We start from the raw sequence: 22,180 nt of genomic DNA, 5'->3' as shown, positions 1-22,180 counted from the left end.
CTTTCCGTTTCTTACTTTTGAGCCGCTACCATTCGGGCAAACTCACCGTTCATCGCCATCAATTCGGTCGGACTGCCACATTCGGCCACTGTGCTATCTTTGAGGACAACGATCTTGTGCGCATTGGCCACAGTGCGCATACGGTGCGCAATAATGAGGACTGTCTTATTCTTGATCAGCTCGGATATACCGGCCTGTATCTTGGTTTCATTTTCGACATCCAGACTTGCCGTGGCTTCGTCAAGGAGCACAATCGGAGCATCCTTGAGCAAGGCTCTGGCAATAGAGATGCGCTGACGTTCGCCTCCTGAAAGGTTCTCACCATTTTCACCGATCAAAGTGTCGTATCCATTCGGCAGACGATCTACAAATTCGTCGCATCTTGCCAGCCGAGCTACGCGTTTCAGCTCTTCATCCGTGGCATCGGGCTTACCTATACGGATATTATCGGCCACCGATGCATTGAAGAGCAGTACATCTTGGAAGACGATGGCATAATGACGTAGCAGGGGTTCGGGTTCGATTTGTGAAATGTCTTCCCCACCCAAAAAGATCTTTCCCCCGTCTATATCCCAAAAGCGTGCTGCCAACTTGGCCGAAGTGCTCTTTCCTCCGCCCGAAGGACCTACGAGGGCTGTCACTTCGCCCTGTTTGGCTGTAAACGATACATTGCGCAATACTTGCTTCCCTTCTTCATAAGAGAAGTCTACATTTTGGAATATGATATCGAAGTTTTGTACCGCACAATCCGTTTTGCCCTCCTGCATCGGCATAGCATTCATTTCTCTTATCCGATCAATGCGTACGTCGAGGTATTGTAAGAGAAGCAAATTGCTGAACACTTCACCAATAGGATTATATATGCTCGATCCAATAAGCAGAAAGACCAAATAGGTAAAGAGATCGATAGCCCCCTCCGACAAGAGATAAGCTCCTGCTATAACCACAGAGGCCAGTCCCAGCTTGAGGATAATATGGGAAGCATTAAGGAAGGTACCTACGACAAGTTCACCTCGAATCAGGCTCTTCTCATAGGCATGGAGCTTGGCATCGAAACGCTGGGCAAACTCTTCTTCGCCATTGTATGATTTTATCTCCTGTATGTGCTCGATCCCCTCCTGTATGTGCTCGGTGACCTCTCGTTTGATATGGTAGTTCGAGCGGAATGATTGGTCCAGCATCTTTTTGGAACAGATAATAGCCAAGGCCGCTACAGGCACAACCCAAAAGAGAGCCAGCGATAGCTGCCAATTGTAGCAAAAGAGTCCGATACCGATCAAAAAGAGACTGAACAACGATGCAAAGAGCTGAGGGATGCTGTGAGAGAATACCGTCTCCATCACTGTACTATCCTCCATCATGGTGGAAGTCAGGTCGGAAAGATTCTTCTCTCCGAAGAAAGCCAGCGGCAGTTTGCGTAGCTTTTCAGCCAAGGCGATACGGCGGTTCGCACTCTCGGTATAAATCTTGGTGTACAGGCCCGTGTATTGGAAGAGAGCTATGACGAAGAGCACCGCCATAAAAGCCGCTCCCATGGCTATATAATACCCAATGCCATGTCTGGTGGATCCTTGCAGATAGTCTTCGAGGAAAAGAAAAGTGAATATGGCAGGCAACATAAATCCGACATTCAAAACCGTAGTCCATGCAATGCCTTTGGCAAGATCCTGTGCACCCTTACGAGAGAGAGCGAATCGGCGTTGGAAATATCGTATCATAGATTTGTTTCGTTTCGATTAGAGGTAATTATGTGTATTTCTTCTTTCATAATGTCCAAGAAACGGATCGCCGGTATTCCTCCCACATGGATTTGTAAAGACCACCTTGTGACAGGAGTTCTTCGTGGGTACCCTGTTCGACGATTCGTCCCTTCTCAATCACAAGGATACGATCCACATGCTGCACACTCGTCAGCCGATGGGCAATCATCAGCACCGTCTTCCCTTTCGTCAGTTCGTGCAAAGCCTGCTGTATCAGCTGCTCATTTTCAGGATCGGCAAAGGCTGTTGCTTCATCAAGCACCACAATAGGAGCATCCTTGAGTATGGCACGAGCCAAAGCTATGCGCTGCTGCTCCCCTCCGGAGAGATACGTGCCTTCGGCCCCTATCTTCGTTTGCAACCCATCGGGCAAACGCTCTATAATCTCACGGCTCTGAGAGAGATCGATGGCACGATACAAAGCCCCCTCGGAAGCATCCGGGGTGCCATAGGTAATATTCTCACGAATGGTCGTTTTGAAGAGTTTGGCATTCTGAAAGACGAAAGAGATCCTGTCCATCAGTTCTTCTTTGGCTATATCCCTTACATCTACTCCACCGATTCGCACACTACCTTCGGTAGCATCCCAAAAGCGGGGGATGAGTCGGGCTATAGTGGTCTTACCTCCTCCGGAAGGTCCGACCAGTGCATAGGTTTGTCCCGAAGGAATGGAGAAACTGACATCGCTGACAGCATCCTGCACTGTACCGGTATAGCGAAAAGTAACATGATCGAAAGAGACCTCATTCGAGACGGGAATTTGCGGCCTTTCGGGCGTAGCAAGGGGTTCTTCCCATGTCAAATTTTCCAGTCTGGTTATTGTCTCATTCAGTAAAAAGAGGTTCTGATTCAGGTAGGCCATCTTCATGATATTGGTCGTGAAAACGGGTGTAATCAGCAAGTACAGAAACATATCGGCTATTATGTTCGCCGTATTGCCTGTTCGGCCTATAAGCCAAATAGCTACAGGCACGAGGAAAAAAGCAAAACTATTGGTAAACATGACATAGAAAGCCATTGGCTTCTGCCAACCCAAAGTATATTCCGTCACCAATTTCTTATACTCGATAATACTTTGGTAGAAACGTTTGAAGGAATAAACGCTCTGCTGGAAGACTTTCACTACCGGTATGCCACGCACATACTCTACGGCCTCACTCCCCATCTTCTCCTGTGCATCGAGATACCTTCGCTGGAACTTATTTTGCTTCGGATTCAACATAAAAGACATGGCTCCCACGGCAAAAGCAATCGGGAGCAGGCAGGCAATACCCAACCGCCAATCGAACACGAAGATCAGTACCAGCACCCCGACGGGAGCCATCATGCTGCCTATAACATCGGGCAAGATATGAGCAATGAATGTATGCGTCTGCGAAGAGTCCTCATCAATGACCTTACGCATCTTTCCGCTCAGGCGTTTGTCGAAGTAACCCAATGGCATACGCACTACACGGCGCATGGCTTCCCGACGCATATTGACCTCTACTCTGAAAGCAGCAAGATGCGAAAGGGAAAGGGAGAGGAAATAGGCCAAGACACCGAATGCAGCTATGCCGACTGCCCACCAGGCATAGACAAATACCTGATTATCCTCGATGGTGCCCTCTCCTCCAAGGAGCGTGCGCACGATCAGCCATATCAAGACGAACGGTACCAAGGAGACAAGCCCGTTGAGACCCGAAAGCACTAATGAAACGGGCAAGAGGATGGCTCGGTTGCCCATATAGGCTTTTATTTTTTTGATTGTGTCGTTCATTTGTATTGGTCGTTTCTGTTGTTATTAGAAGCTGTAGCGGGCTTTGAACCAGAGTTCGGAATTGTCTTTGTAGCGATCGAAAATACCGCTGCCCTTGCTGCCGAACCAGTCGTATCCGGCCATCAGATGTATCTGGTCGTTCAGGGCATAGTCGGCAGCAAAACGACTGAACCACCCTTTGCCCGTGAGGTCGTAGTAGGAGAAGTTCGAGAGCTGGAGCGTGCTGCCGAGGAGCTTTTTGGAAACGTTGAGGGTAAGCAGGGCGGAGTGTTGCCTTTGAGAAATGAAATCCCTATACCCGAATATGCTTTCCATCGAGAATTGCCCTGAGATCATCCATTCGCCGGGAGCATACCAATCGGCTCCGGCCAGCCAGTTGATCGTCTGGAAACCCTGCTGTTCGGCATAGCTCTTATAGGTGAAGTGTTTGTCTATGTTGAATGCAGCCTCTCCCCTGAGAACAAACTGTCCGATGGGTACGGAGAGGTCGCCACCGACAAATCCCATACGATAATAACGAGGACTGACGACAATCTCCGTCGGCGCAATACTCTGTACCTCGATGACGGGCATCTTGTTCCATGTATGCAGAGCAGCCAAAGAGAAGTCGATACCGGAGAGCGTAGCACTCCATCGTGCACCGTATTCGATATTAGCGACCTTCATGGCCGGTTTGCCGGCTTCTTCGTTCCAGACGATATTCATCCCCTGAGCAATGGATGTGTGTGTGAAGATATTCCAAGGATTGCGAGGATCCACCGGCAGGCGGTATCCCTCAAATACGGGCAGCACCACGGCTTCCAGTTTCATAGACTCGTTGAAGACAGAAAAGCGCAAAGCATTGACCGGCATGCGAATATCATCGTAATCCTGTGCCAGAAATTCAGTCATATCCATCGGCGAAATCAGATCCGTGATGCGCACACCATCGGCAGCCCCCCAGATGACAATCTGCCGTCCGAGGCGCAAGCCCCAATGGTCTTCCTGATGTTCGAAGAAGGCCTCACGCAAGCGTAAGCCGGTCTCGTCTTTCAGCAGAGCGTTGTAGGTGGCATTGACCGATACGGCTACTTTCGAATTGCCGAACGATCTCTCCAACTCGCCCCTCACTCTCGTACGCGAACTCATGAAATCGAAGGGAGAAGTACTGCGTACGGCATGGTAGGTGTCCACGAATCCTTTGAACTCGTATCGGGAGCTTCGCTCTTCTTCCTGTCCCCACATCCGAGAAGGGAGGAAGATGAGGATGCTTACCAGCGAAAGCAGGAGGCGTAGCACCGTGTTTGTCTGCGGTTTCATGGTTTAGAGAGAGCCTTTTTCGAGAGAGGTAACGCTAAACTTGGATTCGTCGATCGGGCGGTTGAACTCCGGCGTCCTGATCTCCAGTACAGTCCGATGTCCCGTCTGCACATTGGACATATCCATCTTCTGTGCCAGCCAAAAGCCATCGACCTTCGTGATCTCGGAAAGCTCCAAGAGACGATGCAGCTTGTTCATTTTATCGTAATACTCCACCCTGACGGGTATCAGGCAATCCTGCCTGATCCAAGCGATTTTCTTGGAGAAAACATCGCGCTGATCCTTGGACGTGGACTCCAACTTCCAGCATTTATGCCCGCCGAAAGTCTCTTCGCCGAGGAGCTTGTGCGTATCCTCGTCCACATTGCGGCTGCCCATGTCGTCGTAGGTGAAGTCACTGCCCATGAAGTAGTCCTTCTTGGCAGATGCTCCACTGATGCGACGAGTCTTCTTCATCGCCGGCAGGTAGAGCCATTTGTCATCGTCCTTGCCGATCTGATCATAATCCCATGTGAGGAAACCGGTTCCTTTGACATCGCCCGGATAGAGGAAAAACATGATAGTCTTCCTGTCTTTCTTATCCTTGCCCGTATCGATGGAGTAGGAAATGAGCTTGCGCTCTCGTACGGCACCTCGCTTGTTGATGAGTTTCATCGTGAGTTCGGAGCGGCGCGTGTCACCATCGGGGCGGTCTTTTACGCGCTGTGCTATGTCGCGCCCGGTCTGGGCCGAGATGCTGAAAGAGACCATCGCCGCCATGGCTGTCAGGAGGGAGGTCTTTGCCAATCGTTTCATCGTTTTTTCGTTTTTGTTAGCTGTTCTACTTATTAGTCTTCCCCGACCCTTGCGGTGGGCAAAAATTCATAGGCATTTTACCTTATACGCCTAACCGTTGGGGATATTCGACTGAGGTCCGTGCTCAGTCTCTCCGGATGCCGACACGGCAGAATCTTCTTTCCCGAATATTCGGAATCGTCGGAACAGGAGCGGTGTGATGCAGAGGTCTGCCAAAAGGGCTGTGAACATCCCCGCAACCGATAGAATACCCATATGTACGAAGGAGTGCCCTTTGGAAATGGTGTAAGCGGCAAAGTTGGCCGAGACGATAAGACTGGTGAGCAAAATGGGCGTGCCGACGATCCGGAACGATTTGAGTATGGCTCCGCGATAATCGCGCTGGCGGTCGAACTCCAAGTGTCCGTGGTTGAAGAAGTGGATGGTATCGTCCACAGCCAAACCCAATATCATAGGCATGATCGTAGCAGTCATCATATCCAGCGGATAATCCAGAATGCCCATCAGACCGCCCACCACAATGGCGGGCATGATATTGGGGATAAGACCTATAAGCCCTACACGAATGCTACCGAAGACGATGGACATCAATAGCCCGATCACAAGCAGTGAGATAAGGAAGGAGGCGATCTGTCCGCGCACCACATACTGCATCATCGTGGTGAACTGCGGCAGGCTGCCCACCGGTGTAATCTCTGCTTCGGGGAAAAGCTTACGGGCATAGTCGGTAATGTCCTGCAATTCCCACTCGGCCTCACCCGAATTGTAGGAATTCATCTCCACTTTCAGACGCAGCCGTTTGTATTCGTAGTCTATCCAGTTTTCGGCTTCGCTGCCACCTGCGTTCTCGTAGAGGAGAAGCTGCTGTGCCACCTCTTCCGCATCATCGGGAACGCGATAATAGACCTCATTCCCATCGTGCAGGGTCTCGTTCAGATCCTTGAGGATATTCAGGATAGAAGTCGTGCGCTTGGTCAGGGGATACGCCTCGGCATGACGAGCGATGCTGTCCAGAGCATGGAGAGCTTCGGGAGTCTTGGCCTTCCCCTCCTCGCCCAAATCGATCATAATGTCGTAGGAGTAAAGAGACCCCAATTCGCTTTCGCTCACGGAGAGGATATTACTAACGTATTCTATCCGTCTTCCCATCGTCCGTTCGATATCGAATGCCGTCTCCATTTTCAGGAATCCGAGGATCATCACCACAGTCATGATGATAAAAGCAGACCAGACGGACTTCTCATGATCCAATACCCAGGCACCGAAGGCTTCGAGCCATCGGTCCAGCCGATGCTTGCCTTCTTTTCCCACGGAGGCTTTGGGCCGGCGGTCTTTACCGAAACTCAAAGTAGTGGGCATCACCGTAATGGCAATCATAAAGGAGAAGAGAACACTGGTAGAAGTAGCGATGCCGATAAAGTGCATCGGTACGACGGGAATAGCCAGGAAAGAAAGAAGGGCGGCAAAGGTGGTGAGGGCACTGAAGAGTACGGGCCACCCCGTCTCTTCGATGGTCTCCACAGCGGCTTCCTTGCGCTTGCCATGTATCATCATCCGCCGTCGGAAATAGGAATGGATATGGATGTTGTATGCCACGGCTACGGCAAAGGCCAAGAGCATCGGTATCATCATCATACCACTGTCGATACCCAAGCGGAGATAACCCGTCAGTCCATAGGCCATGACGATGGAGGACAAGGCCGTGATTACGGGCACTACCACTCCGCGTAAAGAACGGGTAGATAATGCGAGCACAATGATAGCCAGCAGAATGGCAATACCCATTACAAGAGGCAACTCTCTATTCACCCAAGCCATCTTCCTATCCGTCAGATAGGGCATACCGGCCCCTTTGGGATGCAGCGCGGCATATTCGGGCTTGCGGATAATGTTTTCCAATTCGCGTCCTACCACCATTTCAGGGGCGATAGCGCCTTTCCCTTTGTTCCATACGGAATCGGCCGGGAAGGGATTCAGCTTGAGGAGAATCCACGTAAGGGTACCGTCCCGGGACACCAGACGGTTGGCTATATATGATTTGAGGAATGCTTTGTGTCGGATCTCCGTCAGTCCGGCAGAGTCGGAAGGAATCTCTTCGGGTACGATCTGCTCGATGGTCATCCCCTCCTCATTCCCGATCATGAACTCGATGTCCGTAAGCGAAGTAATCTTATCGGCATAGGAAATGCTGTCCAGCATCTCGTTGGAAAGACGACGGATCAGCTCCAGATTTTCTTTCGTGAAAGTATTGTCACAGCGGGTCAATACAGCGGCATAGTTATCATTGCCGAAAACGGATTTGAACTCCTCCGTCTTGATGATCATGGGATCGTCTTCGAGGAAATAGTCTTCCCATGAGGATTTGATATTGAGGAAACGCAATCCATTGAATCCGAGAAAGAGAAAGAGGAAAAAACCTCCCAATACAATCCAACGCCTGCGGATAATCCATTCGCCACGATGGCGAAACCACCTGTTAATGCGTTCTATTTTCATTGCTTTGTCTCATTTGTGTTTTTTATGTTCTGTATTATATCTGCATCAGTGCTCGCCAGCCGGCCGTGCCGAAAGCGATATACTCGGACAAGCCTTGGCTGATCTCCTCATCGGCATGGGTCTCGTTCGTTATGATCTCAATAAAGACATTGACCCACCATGTAGCCCCCAATCGAATGAAAAAGGGACTTACCTCGGTATTGGCATGGGGGTATTTCTCCTTGAAGAGCCTTAGATAGTTCTCACCTGATCGCATTTGCTTGCTGATGACCTGGTCCTTGAAGTGCTCCAACGACGAACCGCCGGACTGCAAGAGGAGGAGCTTCAGCTCCGCCCGAAACTGTCGGGCAAACTGCATGAACTTCTTTGTCGTCTCTTCACGGAACTTTTCAGGCATGAGCATATAGACATCCATATTGTGCTCACTGTTGTGATCTTCCATTATCCGTCCGAATTCATCCAAGAGAGGCTGAAGCACAGCCCTGAAGAGGCTGTCCTTGTGTTCGAAGTAGTTGTATATATTGCTCACGGCCACCCCCGATTCGCGAGCGATGGTTCGGAGAGAAGCATCTCGGAATCCATTGACCATGAATTCCTCTCGTGCAGCTCGCAAGATTCTGGCACGGGCATCCGTCTCGTTTTTTGTCCTTGTCAATTCGTTATCGCTATTGGTACATGACAAAGGAACAAAGCCTGAACAGTGTTCACAATCCCGATTTTTAGGTAAAATCGACACAAAAGCGATCAAAATCTAACAACAAATCGGCAAAACGGCTGTCGATACCAATCTGTGTACCAGGCATTTCTTTCAAAAAGGGGCTTTTTCACCGGTAGAATCCTCCTCGAATAAACGCCCCTCATCATACTGCAGAGCAAATGCTTGATCGAAGCGCGAAATCCGTCACCATTTATCCATACAGAACAAATACATAAAAGAGTCATTGGCAAGGGGTACAATGCTCCCCCACGAATCGAACATATATGGAAATGAAGTGTAGCGATGTCTGGCATCCGATGGATTTAGGCGCGAGAATTTTCTCGTTTGCCTCTCCAAAAAACGTGGCGCGGGAAGTTTTTCGTTTTGGCGTGGGAAGTAAAAATTTTACGCGCCGGAACGAAAGAATTCTCGCGCCACTTTTCGGGGAAACACGCGCCACAATCGGAGCATTTTTGGTTCGTATTTGAGAAATAGCCGGCTATAGCGATTGGCCAATCTGAGCCACGGCGTAAGATCGACACCTCCATGATGGGTGCACTCTACCCACATCGCTCGTCTTAGGACGAACTCAGGTTAATAAGCCGGTGGAGATCGATGATAAGGCCTTCATTCCCGATGAAGGCGACAGACCGGGGAGTAAAACCGGAACAAACCGCTCCCGACTGCCAACCCTTTCCGGTACTTGCTTCTGTTTTTCTGTTTGCAGGTTTTTTCCGTACTTTGAACTGTATTTTGGAACAAAATAATATTCCGTTGGCATGCAACTAAAGAATTTTCGTCATAAATATCCTGTCCTATTTCACCTGCTATTGATGATTTTGGCTTCAGGTCTTATCCTCATGGGTATTATGTTCGGACTGGATATTTACACGAGGCACAACAGTTCTATCGTAATGCCGGAGTTGCGCGGCAAAGATTTGAAAGAGGCTGAGCGTTTGCTCTCGAGCCACGATCTTCGCTACGAACTAGTCGATTCCGTTTATGACAAATCTCTGGCTCCGGGTGTCGTAGTGGAAATGGTTCCACGCAGTGGCAATACGGTCAAGCCCGGGCGTATCATCTTTCTTTCGATCAATGCAAGATCGGCTCGGAAAGGAATCGTACCCGATCTGAAAGACATGTCCAGCCGTCAGGCTCACGCTATTTTGAAAGGATTGGGCTTCGAACAGGTCACGGAGCGGTATATCTCAGGCGATTTTATCAATCTGACGGACGGAGTAGAACTGGCCGATGGCAGGAACGTACTGGCCGGCACCCGTCTGCCGATAACGACTCCGTTGGTACTACGGGTGATCAACGGTTATGCACCGCTTTCTCCGGATTCGTCACTGATCGACGAGCCTATCACCTACAGCTCATCGGCGGACACAGCTTCGGGAAAGGCCGAAGAGGAGAATAGCGAATCGTGGTGGTAACCAAGTACGCCTTATGGAGGAAAAACAGCTGTATCCGATGACCCCCGAGATGGCGGACCTATTCGAAGAAGACGATGCAGAGGACATCTCAGACGGCGGGTTAGATCCGGAAGAGGACAGATACGAACATTTCAGGACTGTAGCGGATCCGGGGCAGACGCTTATTCGTATCGACAAATTCCTCGTCGACAGGATGAACAATGCCACACGCAGCCGTATCCAGCAGGCGGCCGAGGCCGGTGCCATATTCGTCAACGGGCGGCCTGTAAAGAGCAACTACCGGATCAAACCGGGCGACGTGGTCACGCTGGAACTCCTACGGCCGCGACGGGAATTGGAGATCATACCCGAAGAAATCCCACTCGATATAGTGTATGAGGACGATGTATTGCTCGTGATCAATAAGCCTGCCGGATTAGTGGTACACCCCGGCCATGGCAATTATACGGGCACGCTGGTCAATGCACTGGCCTACTACCTCCGAGAGGATCCCGAATACGACCCCATGGATCCAAGTCTGGGACTCGTACACCGTATAGACAAGGACACGAGCGGCCTTCTGGTCGTTGCCAAGAGAGCCGAAGCCAAATCGGATTTGTGCAAGCAATTCTATTATAAGACGACGCATCGCTCCTATCGTGCACTGGTATGGGGGCGTTTCGACTACCCGATCGGGACCATTACCGGCAATATAGGACGCGACCTGAAAGACCGCCTGCAAATGGCTGTATTCCCTCCCAATGGAGATATTGGCAAACCGGCCGTAACGCATTATCAGGTCTTGGAAGAGCTGGCATACGTCAGCTGGATAGAATGCCGTCTGGAGACGGGACGTACTCATCAGATCAGGGCACATATGAAGCACATAGGCCATACGCTGTTTGCTGACGAGCGTTATGGCGGCGATCAAATCCTGAGAGGAAACAATACGGCCAATTACCGCCGATTCGTGCAGAACTGTCTGGCTATCTGCCCGCGACAGGCACTGCATGCCAAGACATTAGGCTTCCGCCATCCTGTAACAGGTGTAGAAATGCTGTTCGACTCCGATCTGCCTGCCGATCTTACTGCTTTGCTTGAGCGTTGGCGTACGTTTATCACCTGCATATCCGCAGGACAGGATTATATCTGAACCGATTCGACTGATCCCCCATTACTAATAGTACAATAGCTTTTCCCCTACATATTAAATAAACAGAATGATGAAAAAACCAATTGTAGCTGTCGTTGCTGGCGGTTATTCGGGCGAACATTCCGTTTCGCTCAAGAGTGCTGCCGGCATTCTTTCCTGGCTTGGAAGCGAGCCTTTCTCCACCTTTCTTGTGCTGATCGAGCGCGATCGCTGGTCGGTGCGGGTATCAGAGCAAAGAGCGGTTCCCTTGGACAAGAATGATTTCAGCTTTGATCTTGACGGCGAACGAGTACGGTTTGACTATGCTTTTATCACCATACACGGGACTCCGGGCGAGAACGGTCTGCTTCAAGGGTATCTCGATATGATCGGCATTCCGTACAATACGGGCGACACGCTTGTCGAATCGCTGACGTTCAACAAATACGTCTGCAATCGTTTTCTTTCCGGCTTCGGTATACGCATTGCCGATTCTGTCCGACTGACTCGGCGGGATCCTCTGCCCGATGTAGCGAGTCTGACAGCACGTATGGGGCTTCCTCTTTTCGTGAAACCCAATGTGGGAGGGTCCAGCATCGCCACTACCAAGGTGGTGGAAGCAGCACAGCTCCATCCGGCAATAGAACAAGCCTTCTCTGAGGGTGAAGAAGTGATGATAGAACGTCTGATATGCGGTACCGAGGTTACCTGTGGGGCATTCCTCAGAGGCAAAGAAGTCGTTTCATTGCCTGTTACCGAAGTTGTCGCACATAATGAGTTTTTCGACTTCGATGCCAAATACAACGGTGCCGTCGAAGAAATCACACCGGCAAGAATCAGTGATGAAGCCACTCAGTTGATACAAACCATGACAGCGCGCATATACGGACTTCTCAACGCTCGGGGCATCATACGCGTGGACTATATCATCGAAGCAGACGGTATCCCTACGCTGCTGGAAGTAAACACGACACCGGGCATGACCCCTACAAGTTTTATTCCCCAGCAGATTCGGGCTGCCGGAATGGATATGAAAGAGGTGCTTTGCACTATCATTCGGGATGGACTGAACGACAGCAGTAACGGACAACTTCACAACCAATAACTATGGATACGACACTATTTGAGGACATCAGGCCATACTGCGATCAGGAGGTACCGGCCGTAATAGAACGTCTGCTGAGCTCGGCCGAATATCGGTATGTGTTCGGCAAAATGATGCCGGACGTAAAGCCGCAGGAGTTCGAACAAATGATGTTGGGCTGCAAATCGGCCGGCGAATTCAAACACATCTTCGGCTATACAGCCGTTAAGGCGGTGGGTGAGAAAACGACCTTCAGCCTCTCGCTGAGTGGCAGGAGTCGTATCCCTGACAATGGAGCCTACGTTTTTATCTCCAACCACCGCGACATCGTATTGGACTCGGCTTTCCTCAACCTGCTGCTTGCTGAGATCAACTACAATATGCCGCAGATAGCCATCGGGGACAATCTGCTCGTGAAGCCTTGGATAGAAGACTTCGTACGGCTCAACGGGAGCTTTATCGTACGCCGTGGGATCAATATGCGCGAGCTGATAGCACAGTCGCAGAGACTATCGGCATACATCCGGCATACGATCACCCATACGAAAGACTCCATCTGGATAGCCCAACGCGAAGGACGGGCCAAAGATGCCGACGATCGCACACAGAGCAGTGTGCTCAAAATGCTTGCCATGAGTGGTGAGGACGGAGGGATCAAGAGTCTGCTCGACCTCAACATCGTGCCGCTCTCTTTGAGCTATGAGTATGATCCCTGCGATTACCTGAAAGCACGCGAAATGCTCTGCAAGCAACGCGATCCGTCATATAAGAAACCCGTCGGGGAGGATCTGCTCAATATGCAGACAGGTATTTTCGGCTACAAAGGACGTGTTCACTTTGCCATAGGTACTCCTCTGAGAGAATTGGCCGAAAGCATCCCAACAGACATACCGCACGCCCGGCAGTTCACAGAAGCAGGCAAACTGATCGATGCAGAAATCCATCGTCGCTACCGTCTCTATCCGGGCAATTATGTAGCATGGGATCTTCTGGACGGATGCGACCACGCCGGTACGCATTATAGCGAGGAAGAAAAAGAAACCTTTGTAAACTATCTGTCTGCACAAATCGCCAAAGTGGAGATGCAGGATAAGGACGAAGAGGAATTGAAACGACTGATCCTGACCATGTATGCCAATCCGGCAAAGGCCTATTATGCCGCTCAAGATCCGATGAATGTATAGTCCGATCGATACCCTCCACCGGTCAAAGACACACATCGTCTCCTCTGAAAGGCAGTATGGTTTTTAACCATATACATATTATCCATTGGGGAGTTTATGTTATTTTTGCCGTCCGAAGACTCGATACAAATCCCTTACGGAACATCAAAAAAGAACATATCATTTGTATGAGAAGGATGACTATGCCTCCATCATCTTTCCATACCGGTCTAAGTTATGGGGGGCGGAAAAGAAATAAAAACAATACAATGAAAAAAGCATTACTATGCTTCGCTTGCGGTGCACTTTGCTTAGCTACGATTACCGGGTGTGCCACTCTCTTCGGCAAACAGTCTCATGCTGTGGAAATGGTTTCCAACCCACAGGGAGCAGAAGTTTATGTCAATGGGGACAAGATGGGACAAACGCCCCTGCAGCTCTCGCTCAAGGCTGACAAATCCTACACAGTGGAATTCCGTATTCCGGGTAAACAACCCATCATACGTGTAATCAACAACCGCGTAGAAGCTAAGTGGGTGGTATTGGATGTACTGGGCGGTCTTCTTCCCGTGGCTATCGATGCCATTACAGGCAACTGGTACGGGCTGGATCAGAATAAGCTGAACGTGGACTTCACGATGCAAGAGTCTACGAAATAAGCAAACGTTTTTTCTATACGAAAAGGGCTGTACGGAGCGAAACGATTCGCGGTACAGCCCTTCTTTATTTCTGTTCGTGGAGGAGTCGAGTAATGGTAGGGATCCAGTTTTCCCCATTGTCGGGGCAATAGGTGTGGAAACCGAGTCGTTCGGCCGTTGCCACATTAGCCGGTCCGTCGTCGATGAAGAGAGTTTCCTCCGGATTCATACCGCTATCGGCTATCATTTCGAGGAAAATATCTTCGTTGGGTTTGCACTTGCCCATCCGACAACTGGCATACACCTTATCAAAGAAGCTATCCAACGTTCGTCCCGAGGGGAGAAAACAGGGACTCATAGCCAAATCGAGGACATAAGGATTCGTATTGGAGAGGAGGAAGAGTCGATAATCGGGGCATAGCGAGTCGATATAATCGAACTTTTCGGCCGAAATCTCCTCAAGGAAGCCGAGAAGAGCGTCGTACACTTCCTGATAAGTCAATTCTTTGCCGATGTGTCGGGAAAGCTCGGCCCGAAATTCCTCCTCACTCTTGCGCCCGGACTCCAAATCGAGGAAGAGCCCCTTTTGCAGATAAGGGTCGAGCATCTCTTCTATGTGTGCTACGCCAATGGCTTTGAATCGTCGGACACATTCTCCGCGGTTGAGATGGATAAGAACTCCGCCGAGATCGAATACGATGTTTCTAATCATAAATGTGCGCTATTATTGAAATGGAGAGGGCGGGCTGACGTTATCGTGTCTGCCCGCCCCCTTCGATTTTGACGGGAATAGATTACTTCTTCAGCCAACGATCCAGCCAACCGAAGAATGTACGATGGAATAGCAGTGCATTCTGCGGTTGGAGTACCCAATGGTTTTCATCCGGATAGATCAGCATCTCGCTCGGGACACCCCGAAGCTGTGCCGCATCGAAAGCAGCCATAGCCTGTGAAGCAAGAATGCGGAAGTCCAGTTCGCCATGGATCATGAGAATGGGCGTATCCCAATTCTGCACGAACTTGTGCGGCGAAGTTGCATAGGTACGCTGAGCCACTACGTTATCTTTCTCCCAGAAAGGACCGCCTATGTCCCAATTGGCAAACCACATCTCTTCCGTCGTGGCGTACTGCATCTCCAGATTGAAGATACCGGCATGAGCGATAAAAGCAGCAAATCGCTTGTCATGATGGCCGGCCAACCAATAGACGGAGAAGCCTCCGTAGCTGGCCCCCACTGCTCCGATACGATCGCCATCGACGTACGGCTCTTTCTTCATTTCATCCACGGCCGTCAGATAGTCACGCATATTCTGGCCACCATAGTCGCCACTGATCTGCTCGTTCCATTTCTGTCCGAATCCAGGTACGCCATGACGGTTGGGAGCAATGACAATGTAACCCTGCTCAGCCATCAGTCGGAGATTCCAACGGAAGGACCAGAACTGGCTAACAGTGTTCTGCGGACCACCCTGACAATAGAGTATAGCAGGATATTTCTTGTTCTTGTCGAAGTTGGGCGGCAGCACTACCCACGTGAGCATATTGCCACCGTCGGTAGTCTTCATCCAGCGTTTTTCGCAGGTGATCGGAATGAGACGATCGAGGATAGCTTTGTTCTCTGCGGTGATCGCCTGTGCCGCGCCGTTCTTCAGATTTACGCAATAGAGATCGTCGGGAAGTTCGAAGGAGTGGCGTTTGGCCAGCATAACGTTGTTCCGCACGGAGAAGTCCGCATAGTCGTGCTGTCCTTGTGTGATCTGACGGATCTTACCGGTTCGGAGCGTAATCTCCCACAGATTGGTCTCCGCCTCCTTACAGGCAAGGAAATAGATACCCTTGCTGTCAGGCGTCCACTGGATCATATCCACATTGTAATCGAATGTGGGGTTTACGTAGTTGCGCTTTCCTGTGGCAAGATCCGCCACGAAAAGACGCTTCAGATCGCTTTCATATCCATCGCGCTCCATACTGATCCATGCGATGCTCTTGCCGTCGGGGCTGAACTTCGGATATGTGTCGTAGCCCATCATCCCCTCGGAAATATTGTGTGTGCGGCCGGAAGCCAGATTGTAGATATATATGTCTGAGTTGGTAGATAGAGAATATGCCATGCCCGTTTTCTTACGACTGGCATAGGCTATGTTCTGTCCGTCAGGGCTCCAACTGAAATCTTCGATACCCGACCATGGTTTCATCGGAGCTTCGTAGGGTTCGCCCTCCATAATGTCCTTGCCGGTAGTAATCATTCCATCCGTCACGTTCGCGATGAAGGGATGCGGTATGGTCTCCACCCATTCGTCCCAATGCTTGTACATCAGATCGGTGATGATACGTCCGGTAGCTTTGTCCAAATCGGGATAAATGTCTTTGGTACGCTTCCCGAATTTGATGTCCTTGGTGAAAAGCACCTGTTTCTCATCCGGAGAAAAAAGAAAACCGGTAATACCTCCTTCGATATTGCTAAGTTGGCGACGTCCCGTACCATCGGCGTTCATAACCCAGAGCTGCATGCTGCCGCCCTCGTTGCTCATGAAAGCGATACGCTTACCGTCGGCCATCCAGACCGGAGCGTATTCGTTGGACTCCGTGTCGGTTATCTGCTTGCGTCCCGAACCATCGAGATTGACAGTAAATAGCTCGCGAGTAGCCTTATTCGTTTTGACATCGGGGAAACTGACGGCATAAACAGCCGTTTTGCCATCGGGCGACAAAGCCATTTCGCTCACTCGCGACAGGGTCATAAATAGCTCCGGCGTCAGATGCTCTCCGGTGCCGGCTCCGGCTGATGGGGTCATAGCAGCCGAACCAATGATGCTTGCGGCCATCATCGAAAAGATTTTTTTGTTCATTGTGGTGATTTATTACTTGTATTACATTTTATTGTGGAACGAAAATACGAAAGAAACTCGTTATCCTCCCTTTTAACGAGAATTTGATCTATGAAGGGAGGCATGTTCGTCGGACAGAGCATACGGCCTGCATGTCGCCATTGATACAATCGCTATCGGTGCGGCAAGCCAATGGCTCAACATGCTACTATCTCTACGATACGGACCAAAATGTTCTGATCGTGGTGCGTGTTTTCCTGAAAAGACGCGCGAGAAGTTTTTCGTTTTGGCTCCAAAAATTTTCACTTCCCGCACCAAAAGAAAAACTTTCTCGCGCCACGTTTTTTCAAACCACTTCCATCTAATTTTATGAACGATAAATCTTTTTGCCGGCAAGTCTCAGCTCGATCGTTTTTTACATTCTCAAATAGAGGAAAATAAGAACTGGAACGTATACCGCTTTTCTCCTCTTTGACTACCTCGCCATAGCTCTCCTTCCAAGCCCATCGGGCTGTATGAGAAAAGGGCTGTGCACAAATCCGGTGATTGCTGCACAGCCCCATGGGGGGGATAGCCCCTATAGTCGTTTCAGTATGGTCCGATCAACTTTTTCGCGGAGTTGTTTTCCGTTCTCCGGGTACCCTGCCATAGCCGACCAATCGGCGGGAGAAGTAGGCACTGCGACTGAGCTTCTCTATTACGATCCCTCTCGAATTGCGACTGTGCATCATGGTAATATCATCACCATCGACGGATACGACCAAAGCGACATGCCCTACACGGCTGCTGCGCGCATTGCGACCCTTGAAAAAGATGAGGTCGCCCGGCTGCAGATCTTCGCGTCTGATACGGTCCGTGTACAAGCTTTGTGCAGCTGCACTGCGAGGGAGCTTGACATCGAACTTGGAGTAGAGGTAGGATACATAGCCGGAGCAGTCCATCGGCCATGGAGAGGGTCCACGATAGCGGTATGGCTTGCCAAGAAAGGTGCGACCGAGATTGATGAGTTTGTCTATAAAGGGAAATGCAGCCTTGTCCGCTGTTTGAGCTGCGAGGGAGTCTGCCGGGGACTCTCCTCTGAGAATCTTGTTATATAGCTGCAGGATATGTTCGGTACAGAACGGACTCTGCGCCTGAATATGCGAAGGGGAGAAAAAAAGGATGCCGATCAGCGTGAGAAGTGCTATTCGCACTGCGCGCTTTATTGTCATAACTATCTGTTTTTAATTGACTAAAAGACTTTATTTGCCAAGATTCCGGCAAATCGCTTTCAAACAAAGATATATAAAAAGTAAAAAAAGATTAGCGCCGCGTGCCAAAACGCAGTCGTAAAATATCCGCACATCACAGGACTGCAGGGCGAGAGAGGCTATTTCAGAAAAAATTCAGTTTTACCATGTTATATTTGTAAAAGAAGATCAATCGAAACAGGGCTATCCAGATGAAAATCCTCATTATCGAAGACGAACCGGAACTGCGCGAAACGATCCAAAAGTTTCTGCTCGGGGAGAGGTACGTGGTAGAGACAGCTGCAACGATGAACGAAGGCTTGGACAAGGTACTCGTGTACGACTACGACTGTATCCTGCTGGACATCATGCTGCCGGACGGTAATGGGCTTACTCTCTTGAAAGAACTCAAAAAAAGGGGGAAAACGGAGAATCTGATCATTATCTCTGCCAAAGATTCCATCGAAGACAAGGTAGAAGGAATAGATCTGGGAGCCGATGACTACCTGACCAAACCTTTCCACCTCTTAGAGTTGAATGCCAGAATTAAAGGACTTATCCGACGCAAGACAGCTCATGGAGCTATGGAAATCAAACTCGGAAATGTATCTTTGGTACCGGACAAGTTCGAAGTCTTGGTCGATGGCCATCCACTGGAATTGAAACGCAAAGAATACGACATCCTGCACCACCTGATGACCCGTCCTAACCGATTGGTGGACAAAGCGGCTCTGGCCGAGGCTGTCTGGGGAGACTATATAGACCAAGCGGATAATTATGACTTCGTCTATGCTCAAATCAAAAATCTGCGCAAGCAGATGAACGATGCAGGGGCCACTATCGAGATCAAATCTGTATATGGGTTCGGTTATAAACTCATAGAAAGGGACGAAGAGCGTTGAAACTATCTTATCGAATAGTACTGCGTTTGTCTGCTGTCTTCCTCGTGGTATTTACCGCTTGGGTGATAGCTTTCTATTATGTAATCGTCGATGAAATAAACGACGAGACGAATGATTCGTTGGAGAACTACTCCGAACACGTCATCCGTAACATTCTCTCCGACAACCCTCTTCCACCGGCCGAAAACGACCTCAACAACTCCTACTCGATTCGGGAGATTACCCCACAGGAAGCTATGCGTTTCGCTCACGACATTTACTACGATGAGATGGTGTACGTGAAGGCTCGCCGTGAAATGGAGCCCTGCCGTACGATGCATACGGTATTCGGCGACGGCCATGGCAAATACTATGAACTCAAGGTTTCCATGCCGACCATCGAAAAGAGGGATTTGCGCGAAACGCTGTTAGAGTTTATCATTTATCTCTATATCCTCCTTCTGATCGTTACCATCAGCGTCACCATGTGGATCATATCGCGTAGTTTCCGGCCACTGTACCGACTGATCAGCTGGATAGATCGCTTCCGCGTGAACGAACCTGTTCAAGAATTGGTAATGGCAAAAACGGATGTGACGGAATTCCGCAAGCTCAGTGAAGCCATGCTGCGTACTGCCCACCATAACGTGGAGGTTTTCGAGCAGCAGAAAGAATTTATCTCGCATGCCTCACACGAGCTGCAAACGCCTCTGGCCATAAGCCGTAACAAACTGGAAATGCTACTGCAAGATCCTTCTTTGAACGAACAGCAGCTCGAGCAGATTTATAAGGCCATACAGTCTATCAACCATATTGTACAGCTCAATAAAACCCTCCTTCTCTATAGCAAAATCGAAAACCATCAGTTCCCTGAGGTGGAGAGCATAGATGTGAATGAGCTGCTACGCAATTTGGTGGAGGAGTATGAAGCGATTTTTGCCAATCGAGGTATTCGCATCGTGTGGGGCAACAGTGAAGCGATGGTTCTATCGATGAACCCGACCTTGGCCAAAGTCTTGCTAAGCAACCTGCTCAAGAATGCATACCTACACAATCTTGAAAGAGACGGAGAGATCCATATCGATCTTACCTCTAAGCATTGCAGCATAGCGAATACGGGAGTGAAGGACGCTTTGGACGAGACCTTGATATTCGAGCGTTTCTATCACGATATGAAACAGGCTCATTCTTCCGGCTTAGGGCTTCCCATTGCACGCTCTATATGCCAACTGTACGGACTCCGGCTGTCTTATCGCTTCGAGAACGGCAAACACACTTTTTCCATCAACAAGGAAGTATAAGAAGGTGCTTGACGGGCCGGTCAGGAAAAATTTTTCTCAAAATCTTTCGTCATTTCAGTTTCTTTTCAGATTCATATAAGTTCTTTGTTATACACAACCAAGGATAATAAAGAATTTAGAGCAATGAAAAGACTGAAAATTTTTCTTCTAATAATTGTACTGGCTGGAATAAAGGCATTTGCGGCCGGCGATCGTATCATCCCCCTCAATCGCATTCCCCAAAAGGCACAGGCAGTCGTGGCAAAACACTTTGCAAGTGCTAAGGTAGCATACGTAAAGATGGACAACGACTTGTTCAGCAAGACCTATGATGTTGTCTTTGCCGATGGCAATAAAATCGAATTCGACAAAAAAGGAAATTGGAAAGAAATAGACTGCAAGTACTCGCGCGTACCCAGCGATTTGGTCCCTGTCCCGATATTGCGCCATATATCATCTCAGCATCCCGATCTCTATATCGTTCAAATCGATCGGGATAGCAGAGATTATGAAGTGGAACTAAACAACGGCATGGAACTCGTATTCTCTCTCAAAGGGGTTTTCAAGCGGTTTCATGATTGACAAGCATTCTATTCAATAATCAAATCAAAAATTTAGAGAAATGAAAGTATTCAAGTTTTTAGCATCGATGGTGCTGTTTGCAGGCTTATTTGCTGCATGTAACAAGGAAGACAACGATCTCATCAATTCAACTTCGGATGAAGCGGCAGTTTTAGCTACGATGTATCCCAATGCTCAGAATGTAAGATGGGAACAAGAAGGCGAATTTCGTGTGGCAGAATTCATGAACGAAGGCGTTAAGTCTGAAGCATGGTTCTTGCGAAGCATCTGGCAATACACGGAGATAGACATTCCCTACAGCGCCCTGCCTAAAGCAGTCCGAGCTGCTTTTGAGGCAAGTGAATATGCCAAGTGGAAAATAGAAGACATAGATAAGGTAGAACGTAACGGTACCGAAATATTCTATGTCATAGAAGTAGAAAAGGGAGACCAGGAAGTCGACTTGTTCTACATGCCCAATGGCAAGCTGATCAAAACCGTGAAAAAACCTCACAACGGATCAGCAGGTCAATATGCCAATCCGGTGATTCCGGCAGGAGTAATGAATACCATCAAGGCTTACATCGCTTCCAACTATCCTAATGCAACCATTCTGGAGTACGAGATCGAAGATGGCTACATAGAGGTGGACATTTTGGATGGTACGGTACATCGAGTTCTTATTTTCACACTCCAAGGCGAGTGGGTAAATAGTCATGTGGATGATGGAGATGACGACTATGACTACGATGATGATGCATACGAAAACAACATTCCTGCCAACATCAAGGCTCTGATCATCAGCTATGTCAATCAGAATTACCCGGGAGCTATCATTCACAGTATCGAGCGTAACTCCAATGGTACTTATGATGTAGAAATTTATTACAACAATAAGGAGTATGACTTGCTGTTCGATGCTCAGGGTAACTTCGTGAGCGGAAATGTAGATAATCAGGATGATGATGACAATATCCCTGCTCACATCAAGGCTAAGATCGTAAATTACATCAAGCAGAACTATCCCGGTGCCTTTATCAAAGACATAGAAAGAAAGTCCAACGGCACATACAAGGCAGAGATCGTCTACAACAACAAGGAGTATGACTTGCTGTTCGATGCTCAGGGTAACTTCGTGAGCGGAAATGTAGATAATCAGGATG

At 49.2% G+C, this 22,180-nt stretch carries 20 protein-coding genes; 10 read left to right on the top strand and 10 right to left on the bottom strand.

What is annotated here, in order from left to right:
- Window positions 1-11: 11 nt before the first annotated feature.
- Genes F452_RS0106270 through F452_RS0106245 form a run of 6 tightly spaced genes read right to left on the bottom strand, consistent with a single transcriptional unit; the run spans window position 12 to window position 8,764 of the window.
- Window positions 12-1,718: an ABC transporter ATP-binding protein gene (locus tag F452_RS0106270; protein WP_018965375.1), complete on the bottom strand. Its 1,707-nt coding sequence runs from the start codon at window positions 1,716-1,718 to the stop codon at window positions 12-14.
- A gap of 46 nt (window positions 1,719-1,764) precedes the next feature.
- The gene (locus F452_RS0106265) at window positions 1,765-3,519 is read right to left on the bottom strand and encodes an ABC transporter ATP-binding protein (protein ID WP_018965374.1); all 1,755 of its coding nucleotides are present in this window, start codon (window positions 3,517-3,519) and stop codon (window positions 1,765-1,767) included.
- A 24-nt stretch (window positions 3,520-3,543) separates the two neighbouring features.
- A complete protein-coding gene (locus tag F452_RS0106260; protein WP_018965373.1) occupies window positions 3,544-4,818 on the bottom strand; it encodes a DUF1302 family protein in 1,275 nt (424 codons plus the stop codon).
- A gap of 3 nt (window positions 4,819-4,821) precedes the next feature.
- On the bottom strand, window positions 4,822-5,646 hold the full coding sequence (locus F452_RS0106255) for an outer membrane lipoprotein-sorting protein (protein ID WP_080637697.1): 825 nt from the start codon (window positions 5,644-5,646) through the stop codon (window positions 4,822-4,824).
- Window positions 5,647-5,703: 57 nt separating this feature from the next.
- Window positions 5,704-8,109 carry an efflux RND transporter permease subunit gene (locus tag F452_RS0106250; protein ID WP_018965371.1) on the bottom strand — a complete coding sequence of 802 codons (2,406 nt, stop codon included), beginning with the start codon at window positions 8,107-8,109 and terminating at the stop codon, window positions 5,704-5,706.
- Window positions 8,110-8,143: 34 nt separating this feature from the next.
- Complete coding sequence (locus F452_RS0106245) at window positions 8,144-8,764, bottom strand: TetR/AcrR family transcriptional regulator (protein ID WP_018965370.1); 621 nt, start codon at window positions 8,762-8,764, stop codon at window positions 8,144-8,146.
- A gap of 387 nt (window positions 8,765-9,151) precedes the next feature.
- Here F452_RS0106245 and F452_RS12035 point away from each other — a divergent pair, with 387 nt between their 5' ends.
- The 6 genes from F452_RS12035 to F452_RS0106215 all read left to right on the top strand — a co-directional run bounded on the left by F452_RS12035 (window position 9,152) and on the right by F452_RS0106215 (window position 14,259).
- Complete coding sequence (locus tag F452_RS12035) at window positions 9,152-9,301, top strand: DUF1661 domain-containing protein (RefSeq protein ID WP_369794167.1); 150 nt, start codon at window positions 9,152-9,154, stop codon at window positions 9,299-9,301.
- Between the two features lie 284 nt (window positions 9,302-9,585).
- Window positions 9,586-10,242 (top strand): PASTA domain-containing protein, encoded by a 657-nt coding sequence (locus F452_RS0106235; protein ID WP_026292253.1) that lies wholly within the window; start codon window positions 9,586-9,588, stop codon window positions 10,240-10,242.
- 49 nt (window positions 10,243-10,291) lie between these two features.
- The gene (locus tag F452_RS0106230; protein ID WP_033317155.1) at window positions 10,292-11,374 is read left to right on the top strand and encodes an RluA family pseudouridine synthase; all 1,083 of its coding nucleotides are present in this window, start codon (window positions 10,292-10,294) and stop codon (window positions 11,372-11,374) included.
- 70 nt (window positions 11,375-11,444) lie between these two features.
- Window positions 11,445-12,458, top strand: coding sequence for a D-alanine--D-alanine ligase (locus F452_RS0106225; RefSeq protein ID WP_026292252.1), 1,014 nt, complete (start codon window positions 11,445-11,447; stop codon window positions 12,456-12,458).
- A 2-nt stretch (window positions 12,459-12,460) separates the two neighbouring features.
- The gene (locus F452_RS0106220) at window positions 12,461-13,621 is read left to right on the top strand and encodes a 1-acyl-sn-glycerol-3-phosphate acyltransferase (RefSeq protein WP_018965366.1); all 1,161 of its coding nucleotides are present in this window, start codon (window positions 12,461-12,463) and stop codon (window positions 13,619-13,621) included.
- 248 nt (window positions 13,622-13,869) lie between these two features.
- Window positions 13,870-14,259 carry a PEGA domain-containing protein gene (locus F452_RS0106215; RefSeq protein ID WP_026292251.1) on the top strand — a complete coding sequence of 130 codons (390 nt, stop codon included), beginning with the start codon at window positions 13,870-13,872 and terminating at the stop codon, window positions 14,257-14,259.
- Between the two features lie 64 nt (window positions 14,260-14,323).
- Here the strand turns inward: F452_RS0106215 and F452_RS0106210 are convergent, their stop codons facing one another.
- The 4 genes from F452_RS0106210 to F452_RS0106200 all read right to left on the bottom strand — a co-directional run bounded on the left by F452_RS0106210 (window position 14,324) and on the right by F452_RS0106200 (window position 18,277).
- Entirely contained in the window at window positions 14,324-14,950 is a 627-nt protein-coding gene (locus F452_RS0106210) for an HAD family hydrolase (RefSeq protein WP_018965364.1), read from the bottom strand.
- Between the two features lie 82 nt (window positions 14,951-15,032).
- On the bottom strand, window positions 15,033-17,087 hold the full coding sequence (locus F452_RS0106205; RefSeq protein ID WP_026292250.1) for a S9 family peptidase: 2,055 nt from the start codon (window positions 17,085-17,087) through the stop codon (window positions 15,033-15,035).
- 72 nt (window positions 17,088-17,159) lie between these two features.
- Window positions 17,160-17,372, bottom strand: a complete 213-nt coding sequence (locus F452_RS12030) for a DUF1661 domain-containing protein (RefSeq protein ID WP_235315036.1) — start codon at window positions 17,370-17,372, stop codon at window positions 17,160-17,162.
- A 296-nt stretch (window positions 17,373-17,668) separates the two neighbouring features.
- A complete protein-coding gene (locus tag F452_RS0106200; RefSeq protein ID WP_018965362.1) occupies window positions 17,669-18,277 on the bottom strand; it encodes a C40 family peptidase in 609 nt (202 codons plus the stop codon).
- A gap of 230 nt (window positions 18,278-18,507) precedes the next feature.
- Between F452_RS0106200 and F452_RS0106195 the strand changes: the two genes are divergently transcribed.
- The 4 genes from F452_RS0106195 to F452_RS10780 all read left to right on the top strand — a co-directional run.
- Window positions 18,508-19,197, top strand: a complete 690-nt coding sequence (locus tag F452_RS0106195; RefSeq protein ID WP_018965361.1) for a response regulator transcription factor — start codon at window positions 18,508-18,510, stop codon at window positions 19,195-19,197.
- Entirely contained in the window at window positions 19,194-20,477 is a 1,284-nt protein-coding gene (locus tag F452_RS0106190) for a sensor histidine kinase (RefSeq protein WP_018965360.1), read from the top strand. The genes F452_RS0106195 and F452_RS0106190 overlap by 4 nt, the downstream gene beginning before the upstream one ends.
- Before the next feature lie 123 nt (window positions 20,478-20,600).
- Window positions 20,601-21,038, top strand: a complete 438-nt coding sequence (locus F452_RS0106185) for a PepSY-like domain-containing protein (protein ID WP_018965359.1) — start codon at window positions 20,601-20,603, stop codon at window positions 21,036-21,038.
- A 40-nt stretch (window positions 21,039-21,078) separates the two neighbouring features.
- On the top strand, window positions 21,079-22,180 hold a 1,102-nt coding region (locus tag F452_RS10780), incomplete at its 3' end, for a PepSY-like domain-containing protein (protein WP_018965358.1).

The organism is Porphyromonas gulae DSM 15663 (genome assembly GCF_000378065.1).
Classification (GTDB): domain Bacteria; phylum Bacteroidota; class Bacteroidia; order Bacteroidales; family Porphyromonadaceae; genus Porphyromonas; species Porphyromonas gulae.
Note: the sequence above shows the minus strand (reverse complement) of the source record. Positions and strands in the feature narration are given on the sequence as shown.